This is a genomic window from Paenibacillus sp. CCS19 (genome assembly GCF_033239625.1).
GTDB lineage: Bacteria > Bacillota > Bacilli > Paenibacillales > Paenibacillaceae > Paenibacillus_T.
Window position 1 is genome coordinate 117,886 of record NZ_BTCK01000004.1, and the last position, 11,947, is coordinate 129,832.

Annotated in this window: 10 protein-coding genes; 3 read left to right on the plus strand and 7 right to left on the minus strand. The window is 49.8% G+C overall.

Annotated elements, in window-relative coordinates; genetic code table 11:
* The first annotated feature begins 47 nt into the window (after positions 1-47).
* On the plus strand, positions 48-2,078 hold the full coding sequence (locus tag SBI19_RS05255; RefSeq protein ID WP_317965659.1) for a beta-galactosidase: 2,031 nt from the start codon (positions 48-50) through the stop codon (positions 2,076-2,078).
* A gap of 123 nt (positions 2,079-2,201) precedes the next feature.
* Here SBI19_RS05255 and SBI19_RS05260 read toward each other — a convergent pair whose 3' ends face one another.
* The 3 genes from SBI19_RS05260 to SBI19_RS05270 form a co-directional block, all read right to left on the minus strand.
* Complete coding sequence (locus SBI19_RS05260; RefSeq protein WP_317965661.1) at positions 2,202-3,431, minus strand: acyltransferase; 1,230 nt, start codon at positions 3,429-3,431, stop codon at positions 2,202-2,204.
* A gap of 240 nt (positions 3,432-3,671) precedes the next feature.
* A complete protein-coding gene (locus SBI19_RS05265; protein ID WP_317965663.1) occupies positions 3,672-5,750 on the minus strand; it encodes an RCC1 domain-containing protein in 2,079 nt (692 codons plus the stop codon).
* Between the two features lie 210 nt (positions 5,751-5,960).
* Positions 5,961-6,962: an aldose 1-epimerase gene (locus SBI19_RS05270; protein WP_317965665.1), complete on the minus strand. Its 1,002-nt coding sequence runs from the start codon at positions 6,960-6,962 to the stop codon at positions 5,961-5,963.
* A 222-nt stretch (positions 6,963-7,184) separates the two neighbouring features.
* Between SBI19_RS05270 and SBI19_RS05275 the strand changes: the two genes are divergently transcribed.
* Positions 7,185-8,450 carry a serpin family protein gene (locus SBI19_RS05275; RefSeq protein WP_317965667.1) on the plus strand — a complete coding sequence of 422 codons (1,266 nt, stop codon included), beginning with the start codon at positions 7,185-7,187 and terminating at the stop codon, positions 8,448-8,450.
* Here SBI19_RS05275 and SBI19_RS05280 read toward each other — a convergent pair.
* From SBI19_RS05280 to SBI19_RS05290, 3 genes are all read right to left on the minus strand, one after another.
* A complete protein-coding gene (locus tag SBI19_RS05280) occupies positions 8,447-9,322 on the minus strand; it encodes an SDR family oxidoreductase (RefSeq protein WP_317965669.1) in 876 nt (291 codons plus the stop codon). The two genes, SBI19_RS05275 and SBI19_RS05280, sit on opposite strands and share 4 nt — an antisense overlap.
* A gap of 151 nt (positions 9,323-9,473) precedes the next feature.
* A complete protein-coding gene (locus tag SBI19_RS05285; protein ID WP_317965671.1) occupies positions 9,474-10,121 on the minus strand; it encodes a nitroreductase family protein in 648 nt (215 codons plus the stop codon).
* Between the two features lie 184 nt (positions 10,122-10,305).
* Positions 10,306-10,743, minus strand: coding sequence for an Rrf2 family transcriptional regulator (locus SBI19_RS05290; RefSeq protein ID WP_317965673.1), 438 nt, complete (start codon positions 10,741-10,743; stop codon positions 10,306-10,308).
* A gap of 233 nt (positions 10,744-10,976) precedes the next feature.
* Between SBI19_RS05290 and SBI19_RS05295 the strand changes: the two genes are divergently transcribed.
* Positions 10,977-11,642, plus strand: coding sequence for a class I SAM-dependent methyltransferase (locus SBI19_RS05295; RefSeq protein WP_317965675.1), 666 nt, complete (start codon positions 10,977-10,979; stop codon positions 11,640-11,642).
* Positions 11,643-11,721: 79 nt separating this feature from the next.
* Here the strand turns inward: SBI19_RS05295 and SBI19_RS05300 are convergent, their stop codons facing one another.
* On the minus strand, positions 11,722-11,856 hold the full coding sequence (locus tag SBI19_RS05300; RefSeq protein ID WP_263576125.1) for a hypothetical protein: 135 nt from the start codon (positions 11,854-11,856) through the stop codon (positions 11,722-11,724).
* Positions 11,857-11,947 lie beyond the last annotated feature (91 nt).

The window sequence follows — 11,947 nt, forward strand, 5'->3', positions numbered from 1 at the left end:
TAGAATGCTGTAAACTAACAGTACATCAATTGAAGGAGCTGAGCAGTTTGTTATCATCCAAATTGACCAAAATGTTATATGGCGGCGACTATAACCCTGAACAATGGGATAAGAGCGTATGGCCGGAAGATATGCGCATGATCCGCCTTGCGGGCATGGACATCGCGACGGTTAACGTATTCTCTTGGGCTATGCTGCAGCCGAATGATGACACCTACGACTTCTCCACTTTGGACGAAATCATGGATATGCTCCATGCGAACGGTATCTATGCATGCTTGGCAACAAGCACAGGCGCACATCCAGCGTGGATGGCACGCAAATATCCAGAGATTCTTCGCGTGGACTTCGATGGCCGCAAGCGCAAATTCGGCGGCCGCCACAACTCGTGCGCGAACAGCTTGGTATATCGCACCTATTCGACGAAGCTCGCCGGCAAAATCGCAGAGCGTTACAAGGATCACCCAGCCCTGCTGCTGTGGCACGTCTCCAACGAATACGGCGGCGAATGCTACTGCGACAACTGCGCAGCTGCATTCCGTGTATGGCTGAAGAACAAATACGGCACGCTGGACAAGCTCAATGAGCAATGGAATACTCGTTTCTGGGGCCACACGTTCTACGATTGGGAAGAAATCGTACCTCCGAACATGCTCAGCGAGCAATGGTCGCCGCGCCACACTTGCTTCCAAGGCATCTCGCTCGACTACACTCGCTTCAACTCGGACAGCATGCTCGACTGCTACAAACTGGAGTATGATGAGCTGAAGAAGCACACGCCGAATATTCCTGTTACAACGAACCTGATGGGTGCATATAAGCCGCTTGATTACTTCAAGTGGGCGAAGCATATGGATATCGTTTCTTGGGACAACTATCCCTCTGCCGATACGCCAGTCAGCTACACAGCGATGATGCACGATTTGATGCGTGGCCTGAAGGACGGCGAACCGTTCCTGCTCATGGAACAAACGCCAAGTCAGCAGAACTGGCAAGCTTACAACTCGCTGAAACGTCCTGGCGTTATGGCGCTGTGGAGCTACCAAGCCGTTGCACATGGCGCTGACAGCGTTATGTTCTTCCAGCTTCGCCGCTCGGTCGGCGCATGCGAGAAGTACCACGGCGCGCTCATCGAACACGTCGGCCATGAGAATACGCGTGTATTCCGCGAATGCGCGCAGCTCGGCAGCGAGCTGACGCAGCTTGGCGACAAGATTCTTAACGCGCGCGGCAGCGCGAAAGTCGGCATTCTGTTCGATTGGGAAAACTGGTGGGCAGTTGAGTACTCCTCCGGTCCATCTGCTGCCTTGAAATATACGGATGAAGTACACAAATACTACGATGCACTCTACCAACAGAACATCGCAGTTGACATGGTTCCGATGGATGCTGATTTCAGCCAGTACGATGTACTGATCGCACCTGTTATGTACATGGTGAAACCAGGCATTGCTGCACGTCTTGAGCAATTCACGCAAAACGGCGGCACATTCATCACGACATTCTTCAGCGGTATCGTCAATGAGAATGACATCGTAACGCTTGGCGGCTATCCAGGCGAACTTCGCAATCTGCTCGGCATCTGGGCAGAAGAAATCGACGCACTGTTCCCTGACCAACGCAACTCGATCGTCTTGAACGACTCGTTCGGCAAGCTGAACGGTCAATACGAATGCGGTCTGCTGTGCGACCTGATCCACAGCGAAGGCGCAGACGTGATTGCAACGTATGGTCAAGATTTCTATCAAGGCATGCCAGTTGTGACACGCAACCGCTTCGGACAAGGCGAAGCTTGGTATGTTGGCACGAGCCCCGAGGCATCGTTCCTCCAAGGCCTGCTCGGCCAAATTTGCGAAGCACACGGCATTAACCCCATCCTCCCTGCTGTCGCAGGCGTTGAAGCGGTTAAACGTACGAAGGACGGACAATCGTACGTGTTCGTTTTGAACCATAACGCAGAAGCACAGACATTCGATCTGGGCAGCGTGAGTGGAACAGAGCTTCTGACAGGTGCGAAGCTTAGAGGAAGCGCAGAAGTAGCTGGCCGCGGCGTACTCATTATTGAAGAAGCGAAGTAATCAAGATAAACGGAAGCCCCTGCAGTTTCACGATCACCGTGACTGCAGGGGCTTTAATAATAGAAAGCATTTATGTAAGTAAACCAACCATATTCATACGTAAAGTATCGATTAAGCGATCAACTAAACGCCAGCTTGACGATTGCGGTACGGATCTTGCATTTGGCTTGAAGTCCGTCCCGTCTTCGCCGATGCGACATAGACAGGCTCGCTGCCAAGAAGCATCCACGCTTTCGGCACGTATCGGAAAATGGCATGCACAGCGGCCATGGATACCAGCAGCGCTGCAGCGAATCCGCCCCATATCCAGAACACATATTCCGAGACGAACGTGGATATGCCTAGATCGAATTTGCGATAGATCGCCAGCACGAACGGGTGTACCAGATAAATAGCGAATGACAGCTGACCTATTACAGCCAGAGCGCGATACAACAATTTACCTTCGAACAACCGGTGCAGCTGGAAGGCTGTAAGCAACAGCACGAACGCAGAGAGCAGCGTCTGTACGTTCCACAACAGCTCGTAGAGAAGTGAATTATAGTAAATATGATAAATTCGCAATGCATGCCATATCGCAACATGCGATCCGGATACAGCTATCCAGCTCATCACGAGCCCAACCACTGCGGACCGATCTACGATCCCTCTGTCCGTCCACCCACGAGACATCCAGCCATGCCAGCGTTCATAGTAAATCGCTAAGCTTGCACCAAGCAAGTAATAGGACATATAACTGATAGACAAACTGCCCTTCGGCATCCATTGATAATGGTATTGATGGTTAAGCAGCACATATCCCCATTGCATCAATATTCCGACTGGGAAGGCCCAAGCGGACAGCCACTTGAATTGCTTCAAGATGATTAGCACAAGCGGGAATATGAGATAGAACTGAGCATTAACGAATACGAAGTATAAATGCGTATGCGCCGAGCCTGTCGCTAACTTATTCAACAGCTTGGAAATCTCTTCCCCGAATCCAAGCCAGGGCGTGCGATTCAGCTCATGGTTGAATAAGAAATATATAAGTGAGATAAGTACATAGGGGACGATGATGTAAAGCAAGCGCTTACGATAAAATTTGCGAATCAATGAGCCTGTATCCGGCCGGTCGTAATAATTGTAGAACAGCACGAAGCTGCTTAGAAAAATAAAGCAAGGCGTACCGAACTTGAAGAAGATGTTCATCATATTGAAGATCGGAAAGTACTTGGAATGCAATCCGCTTATCGCGGCGGCAGTAGATGATGAATGGACACTAATGACACCAAACAAGGCAAAGGCACGAAACAAATCAAGCTGTGGCAGCTTCGATCTTACTCGCTGCTTGCCAGGTTGAACAATGGACACATAACCCCTCCTAGACCGTGTTCCTATACCCCTTCCATTAATGAATTTAATTGTATGAATTTAGGATATATATACTTTTGACGTACCTATTATTGAGAAGGTTGCACATAATAAAGAAAATTTACAATTTCTATACACCCTAAATATTTCATACTTGAGCTACTCTATAATAACCAATTATTGTATCCATCAAACTAGATCAGATCTCAATTAATTGTATCGATTAAACGCGGTCAACCCTTACTCGGATGTTGCAAACCCGTTCCCGCCAGTCATAATAACTCCCGTCACAACCGGCGTCATCTCCAAATCTTCTTTACTTGAGATAGAACTGATCGAATCGCTGTCATTTCCCCACTTCCAAATGGAACCGTCCTTCTTCACACCAATGGTATAGTAGTCTTGCGGAAAAATCGTCGTCCACGGCCCATTGTCTGCTACACGAGTCGGTACGGACTGACTATTAGCCGCTCCGGTGCCAAGCTCTCCAAAGTAGTTGTCCCCCCACGACCAAAGACTTCCGTCCTTCTTCAGCGCAAATGCTTGGTTATCCCTCGTCCAGATCTTCGTCCAGTCCTTATCTTTGGTGACCTGCGTCATTTTTTGATTCGAGTTCTGACTGCCAAGGCCTCTGCCCCACTGCCAGAGCGTTCCATCTTTGCGTATTCCGAACGTTGTATAAGAACTTGTCTGAACCTGGGTCCAATCCTTCATACTGCCAATTCGACTAAAGGCATTCACCTGAGGCTTCAATGTCGATGCGATCTGGGCCATCCGGTTATCCCCGATTCCCCATAACGAACCGTCCTCTTTGATCGCCAATATATGGTCATCACTCACACTGAAAGACTTCCAATTCTTATCGATCCCCATCTGAGCAGGTTCAAAATAGTCTTCCAAATCGGTATAGCCTTTCAGTAAATAGCCCCATGCATCGCGTCCCCATACCCACAAAGTGCCATCGCTTTTCAACCCTACAACAAAGCCTAATTCAGATGCTTGAACGCTTCGCCACTTACTTCCTTCCATCAACGGATGAAGTCTATAATCTTCATTGGGCCTATACGTATAACTACCTACATAGATGCTGGATTCATAGTTCCATAAGCTTCCATCCTGCTTAATTGCATATAGATCATCTCTGCCTGCCGCAATGAAAGCCCAATCCGAACCAGGAAACGATTGTTCTTGCGTATGCCAATCACGCATCTCGATCGTCCCATCATTGTGCAGTGTGTAGGTAGCGTCATCTACTTTCACTTGGGAACGGAATGTCTCCGCGCTGCGTGTTGGGCGATAGATCGAATCCGATTGACCGTTACCCCGCTGTCCCCACGAGTTAGAACCATACGTATACAAGACTCCATCTTTGCTGATTGCCACTCCGGTCCCGCCGCCATCCGCTGCGATCATCTCAATACCATTTGCCCCAATCTCCATATATCGATCAAAGATAGTATCCCATTCCCACACCTTGCCTTCGTCCGTGACAATGGTTGCGACGAATCCGCCTGATACATATACAGCGGCGTTCATCTCCAACAAAGGCTGTTCCTCCGCCTTATTCGTCTCTCGATTCATCCACAGCTCATAAACTGTGCCGTCCTTCTTCACCGCAACGGCATAGTAGCCTGCAGCAGCCAGCTTCCAGTCATTGTCTTGACCAATACGCGTTAGTTTTCCTGCTGTAGATTCACCGCCACGCACACATGATCCGATCGACCATAAGCTGCCATTCTTCTTAATAGCGAGCAGACAATCGTCTCCAACCGATACATCGGCCCAATCCTTATCATTATTCAGTTTCGTGCCATAAATGGAAGCTCCTAAGTTAAGCAATCCGAATGTTACGATCGTACCATCCTGCTTAAGTGCCGCACCTCCAGAATTCCCAACCGATATCTTCACCCAATTATTGTCCTTACCATATCTAAGCGGTGTTAGCTGATCGCGCATCGAAGTTGAATTATGGCCATTCCCGCTGCTTAGATCCGCCCCCCAGATCCACAGACTCCCGTCTTTCTTGATCCCTATCGAGAAATGATTCCCCGCAGATGCGTCAATCCAATCCTTCCCATTTCCAATCCGAACAGGCGCTGACTTCGACACGTACGTGCCGTCGCCTAGTTGACCATAACTATTGTCTCCCCAAGCCCACAGACTGCCGTCTTCTCCTACAGCCAACATGTGACCATATCCCGATGATGCCTTCTTCATCTTCGGCAACTTCACCGTCGTCGAAGACTGCGCTGCTTGCGTTAGTGCCGAAAGCTCGAAACTGCCAAGTAATAATACGAATAAGCTTGTCATTATCAACATTAATTTTCTCTTTCTCATCCGTTGAAAGACCCCCATTATGGAAAAATAATGCATAACAAAACATTATTATCATAAACGGTTGGCAAAGCAAGTGTCTATCATCTTGCGCTAAAGATATGATAAAGAACCGAAGATTGGAAGATGTACAATTCAAATCAAAAAAAAGCTTGCCGCCCCCATAAGGGGCGGCAAGCTTCATCATTCCCTAAATTAAGCAAGCTTCTCCGTGTATAGACGACTCGTCTCGCTCCACGTTTCGCCCGGCTGCAACAGAACGAGACCTTTGGTCTCATCCGGCAGATCCACATTCGGCGCGTCAACCAAGTTGATCTGCGGCTCTGGGCAGAAGAAGCCTGCCGATGCGCCGTTGTTCCAGATCATCCACTGCTTATACTTCAGGCCAGCATCATACACAAGCTTGACGCCAATACGATGGTCAACCACTTCTGCGAAGTTGCGGCCATCAACCGGCGCTGCCGAGTAGTGGTTGTCCAGCGATTCTGCATAAGGCGATCCGCCTTGCGGCGATTTCATCGCTTCTTCAGCAACTGTCATTGGGATCGTGCCGCCTGTCGGCAGCATCCGTCCGTCGAGCTCCCAACGTACGCCCGTCGTTACGTGTGCTGTAACATCCGAACGAGCGCTCTCTGGCGCGAATGGCGCGTTGATCGCCGTATGGTAGCCGAGCAAGCAAGGCAGCTGCTTGTCGCCATTGTTCGTTACCGTGCTCGTCTGAGCAAGTCCGTTCGCGGACAACGCGTAGCGGATTTCAATCCGGAAGTTGTGCGGCAGCACGCTGTACACACTGTCATTCTCGTCAACTACATAACGAACAACCACGTAGCTCTCTTGATCGTTCGCGCCTTGATCCACAACGTCCCAAGCTGCTTTATAGAAGAAACCGTGCAGATGGTTGCCCGTTGCCGTTTCATTCACCGGCAGGTTGTACGAGATACCCGCTGCCTCGAATTTGCCGTCGCGGTAACGGTTCGGAGGGAACAATACCGGGATGCCATATACGGCCGGCGCTTCGCGGAACGAATCCATCTCTGCCTCTTCCGGCTCGCGCAGGAACTTGTATCCTGCTTCAACGTCGCGGAATGCGACGAGGTTCGCACCGATCTCCGGCAGCAAAGCTGCTTCATATTTACCAGAGCGAAGCCATACGGCTTTCTCGCCGTAGAACGATCCAATCACTGCTTCATTCGCCATTACAATCACTGCCCCTAATCTCATTATTAATTGAGCTTGATTTATTAGAAAGCCAAGCTTATGTAGCTCACGCTCTCAATTATACGAAGGATAAGGTGTCAGGGGCAAACGTTTTCAACCGATTCCTAACGTTTGAACGAAACTTTTTGCGCAGAAGGTCCGTTAATGATGGCAAGTAACGTTTCATTAGACAAACAGAGTATGATGAAGGGGGGCTTCCTAATGAAATACAAACGAATCGCACTGCTTGCGCTCGCATCACTGCTGCTCGCTGGAAGCATGTCCGCATGCGGCACCAAAGATAATGCTCAATCCGCCATCTCCTTAGAAGCTCGAGATAAGCTGGCTGCAGAAGCAGATCAGCCTATCATCCAAGCTTCTAACCATTTCGGACTACGCTTGCATCAGATGCTGCTGAAAGAGAAGCCGGGTCAGAACGTATTCCTCTCTCCGCTCAGCATCACAACCGCGCTTGCAATGGTCTATAACGGAAGCCGCGGCGAGACGAAGGCTGAACTGGAACGAGTGCTGGGCTGGAATGGTTCATCTATCGATCAAATCAATACGGGTTACCGCGAGCTGCTGAAATTGCTCAGCCAGCCAGGAGAAGGCATTACGCTTCAGTTAGCCGATTCGGTCTGGCACAATAAGGCGGTCACGGTAAATTCGGATTTTTCCAATATTATTGAAGACAGCTACAGCGCAGAGATTGAATCGATTGACACGACCAAACCGGAGCAGTCGGCTAAGCTGATCAACGATTGGATAGCCGATCACACGGAAGGGATGATCGATAAGCTGATCGAGCCCAATTCGATCGATTCCAATTTGGTTATGATTCTGCTCAATGCGGTCTATTTCAACGGCACTTGGAAAGATCAATTCGACGCTAATTTTACGAAGGACAAATCGTTCCATCTTGCAGACGGTTCGAAACAAACTGTGCCTTTCATGAATCGGACGGGCGAATATTCACACCTGAAGAACGATGATTATGAAGCGATCCGCATCCCGTATGGTCGTGGTCAAATGTCGATGGTCATTCTTCTTCCTTCTGCAGGAAGCAGTCTCGATGCCCTCCAGGAGAAAATATGGAACGGCAAAGTCGGACTTCTGGAACAGTGGAAAGACGAATACGGTTCGATTCAACTGCCGAAATTCAGTATCGGTTACAGTGCGACATTGAATGATTCTCTGAAAGCCTTAGGCATGCAGCAGTCGTTCTCGGAAGCTGCAGATTTCTCCGGCCTATCGAACGAAGCCAATGTACGCATCTCCAAGGTCAAGCATAAGAGTAAAATCGAAGTGAGCGAAGAAGGAACCAAGGCGGCCGCTGTAACGTCGATCGAAACAACTACTACATCCGCCGAAGTCGTCCGTGAACCTTTCGATATGATCGTGGATCGTCCGTTCTTCCTCGCTATTGTGGATGAACAGAGCAAGGCCGTCATGTTTACGGGCTCAATCTATAACCCTGCAGCCGACTAATCTGCGATGCCGATCTGCTTCGCGTAGCGCCCCCAGTGCGGCCGCGAACCGTCTGCATCGGCAATGCCATAATGCTCGGACAGATCCCAGCTGGTCAACACCGTTCCATTGCGCGAATGGCGATCCGGGTCAGCAGCGAACGCAGCTACGGAACGTCCAAGCAGATAAGGCGTCTCCGATTGAGCAAAATGCGGATCGGTCGCAATCGCATCGCGCCAGTTGCTTTCCTTCACACCGAAGTGATCGAGCATCGCTTCGGAACGAAGGAAGCCTGGCGTCGCGGCCACGCTCGTAATGCCGTATTCCGCTAAGTCAGCGGCCATCGCCTGCGCCAGATGAATGACACCGACCTTCGCGAGACTATAATACAGGTTCCCGCGGTAACGATAATCCCAGCCATCGGTAATCTCTATAATGAGACCTTGGCGTCTTGCAATGAGCAGCGGCGCCGCGTAGTAGCTCGTGATCATGTGAGAATGAACCGCTTGCCTCTGCAGCAGCAGACCGTTCTGGAGCGAATGATCCCAGAATGGCTTGCTCCAATCCACAAGCGGGTCTCCTCCCCAAACATCGTTAACGAGGATATCGAGACATCCTTCTTGCTCGCGCGCTATGCGTTCGAATAAGGTTCTGACATCTGCCTCCGAGGTATGGTCGGTCCGAACGGCGATCCCCCGTCCGCCTGCTGATGTGACGAGTTCGGCCGTCTCTTCAATGGTCTCGCTGCGGTTCATGGCAGACCGTTGATCTCTTGTGCTTCGGCCAGTGCAGTATACCGTTGCACCTAGTTCTCCTAACGAGACGGCAATCGCCCGTCCCGCTCCTCTGGTTGCACCAGCGACTACGGCAACCTGGCCCTGTAATGGCAGCATAGATATGCCTCCTATGTATGATGATGTGTTGATGAACAGCTATGTATGAAATCGTCCTGAGACTGTACAATAAAAAGAAGCTGGCCCCTATCGATTATTCGATTGGATGCCAGCTTCTATTCGTTGTGTTCAATTATTATAGCATAACGAATTATACAATTTCATTCCAGAACGTAACTTCTTCTAGCTTCAGACGAGCTGAAGCGTGCGCTTCAACCGCGGCTTTGCCAACTGCAATCAGCATAACCGTCTCGTAACGTTCCGGTACGGCGAACAGCTCATTGAATTGTGCTTTGTTGAACCCGCCCATCGGTACAGTGTCATAGCCATGTGCCTTCGCAACAAGCATGAACTGCATAGCGATCAAACCAGCGTCTACGAGCCCGATATCCTTTGCAACATCGGTTTTGCGGTATGGAGATTGTTCGCTTACAATGCGCTCCACCATACGCGTCTTCGTTTCTTCATCCATAAAGCCGGACTCAACCGCTCGGGAGTAAATCGTCTCCGCATGACGGTACGATTCTTTGTCAGCCAGAATCGCAATGATATGGGAAGCATTCACGACTTGCTGCTGATTGAAGGCAATCGGAAGCAGCTGCTCTTTCTTCGCTTGGTCGTCAATGACGAGGAAACGCCAAGGCTGCATGTTGCTCGAGGATGGCGCCAGCGTAGCTTCTTCCAGCATTTGCTTCATTTCTTCCGTTGAGATCCGGAATGTCGGATCATATTTGCGAACAGAATGACGCTCGCGGATAACCGTTTGAAAATCTGGGCTTTGTACTTTTGTTTGCACCATTTGGAATCCCTCCACTATCCGTGTTAATTTCTGCACAGTTAATATTAAAAAAGGGGACTATAGATTAGCCGACGTTTGAACGTTTGGTTGCTCACGAGTCATTAACTGTTAATAATAATCCACAGTATATGCCATGAATAACGGCGCTGTCAACAACGCCGTGACGGTACGTATGAAGTGCTGTTTACCCTCTTAGTTTATCCGCGTATTGTGCCACTGTATGCCGCCCCATAACTGCAAGCATACTTTGATCCAACTCCACTAACAAATCGGTGAACGCTTCTTTCATATGGACGCCGAACGGGTGAGGTCCCGTTGCTTCCTCCATCGTTCTGCACAACTCCCCTGTAATCTGCAGTGCCGTGTAAATCTCTGCAAGCGTAATCGTCTCAGGCTGTCGCAGCAGACGATAACCGCCGTCCCTGCCTTCTCGCGTCTCGATGAGCCCTGCTCTTGCCAGTTGTCCCATAATACGCCGGAGCAGTGTTGCCTCGGAATGCAGCCGTTCAGCAAGCACGCAGCTCGGGCACGACTGTCCATTTATCGCAAGAACAACCATAGCCTGCACCGCTAATCCAAAGGTGCGAAAGCTCGGCGGACAGCTCTTACGAAGTTCTGTCATATGGTGTCCTCTCTCCCCCATCTTAAGTTCCATGCAAGTCGATATCACTCACCTACTATAGCGTATTGGCCATGTTTTGACTAGTGCGCAATCGTACAAGTTCGCGTTCACAAAGTACGCATTTCAGCACCTATTGCCAGCTCCTACAAGCATAAAACATAAACAATCCACCATAAAGTGTTAATACGCCTACCTAATCCTCTCGATCGGCGGCGTGAGAAGGAGGAATCACCATGAATACCGATCCTGCATGGAAGTTGTCGTCCAACGTTGACCATGAACAGCAATCGAATCCAACCGACGAACGTTTTGAATTCACACTGCCGTCAGCTTGGTGGGGGCAGCATGAGCCGAATGCTTGGGCCGGATTATTCGTGCATTCCGGCAGCGTGAAGCTCGATGCAGCACCTGGTTTCGCTCAAACTTTTCGCGTAATGACACAAGCTGTACCAGACTACGAGATCGATCAATCAAGCCCGCGAATCGTTTCGCTCCAATCCATCGTGCGATGCTTAGATGAAGGCAGACATACAGAATCGAATGGTGAATCCGATCAACTGGATTGCCTGCGCTTCGTTCAGGCAGATATTGCAAAGCTTCCTTATGAAGATGGCAAGTATGATATCGTGTTCGGACTATCCGTACTGCATCGGCTGAAAACGGTAGATGCACAAGTAGCACTGGATGAATTCTTGCGCGTGTTAAAAGAAAATGGACTGCTTGTCCTCACATTCGATGAAAGCTTTACCGATTTCCCATCCTTCGCACGGATGGTTCGAGCATGCGGGTTCTCATTCGCCGGCGAATTTGATTCCTATCTGGCAGATGAAGCCCATAAACCCGGATCGCGGCTGTATGCTTTTCGAGCGGAAGGACAGAGCAGCACGGAAACCGAATGACAAGATGCAAAAGACCGTCCCAACGCGATTGATGCGCATGTGGAAACGGTCTTTTTGATGCCTAAACATAATTGATTGATTAAGAGCAGCTGCCTGGCTTTTTCTTCTTCGGCAGGTTGCCGCTTTCACCGGTCAGCCCTGCGCCAAATTGCTCGACACGGGACGGAGAAGCTGCTGGACCGTCATTTCTTGGCTTGCTGTTGCGACCTGACATGACATCACCTCCAACAGCGTTTAGGATGCGCTGCTTAAACGATGTGCATACGAACTAGGTTCTGCCATCTGCCAGATGAATAAGAAGTTCA

Excerpts from the sequence above, each read along its gene's own strand:
- SBI19_RS05265 (WP_317965663.1), bottom strand. The coding sequence starts at position 5,750 with ATGTTGATAATGACAAGCTTATTCGTATTATTACTTGGCAGTTTCGAG.
- SBI19_RS05270 (WP_317965665.1), bottom strand. The coding sequence starts at position 6,962 with ATGGCGAATGAAGCAGTGATTGGATCGTTCTACGGCGAGAAAGCCGTA.
- SBI19_RS05275 (WP_317965667.1), top strand. The coding sequence starts at position 7,185 with ATGAAATACAAACGAATCGCACTGCTTGCGCTCGCATCACTGCTGCTC.
- SBI19_RS05280 (WP_317965669.1), bottom strand. The coding sequence starts at position 9,322 with ATGCTGCCATTACAGGGCCAGGTTGCCGTAGTCGCTGGTGCAACCAGA.
- SBI19_RS05285 (WP_317965671.1), bottom strand. The coding sequence starts at position 10,121 with ATGGTGCAAACAAAAGTACAAAGCCCAGATTTTCAAACGGTTATCCGC.
- SBI19_RS05290 (WP_317965673.1), bottom strand. The coding sequence starts at position 10,743 with ATGACAGAACTTCGTAAGAGCTGTCCGCCGAGCTTTCGCACCTTTGGA.
- SBI19_RS05295 (WP_317965675.1), top strand. The coding sequence starts at position 10,977 with ATGAATACCGATCCTGCATGGAAGTTGTCGTCCAACGTTGACCATGAA.
- SBI19_RS05300 (WP_263576125.1), bottom strand. The coding sequence starts at position 11,856 with ATGTCAGGTCGCAACAGCAAGCCAAGAAATGACGGTCCAGCAGCTTCT.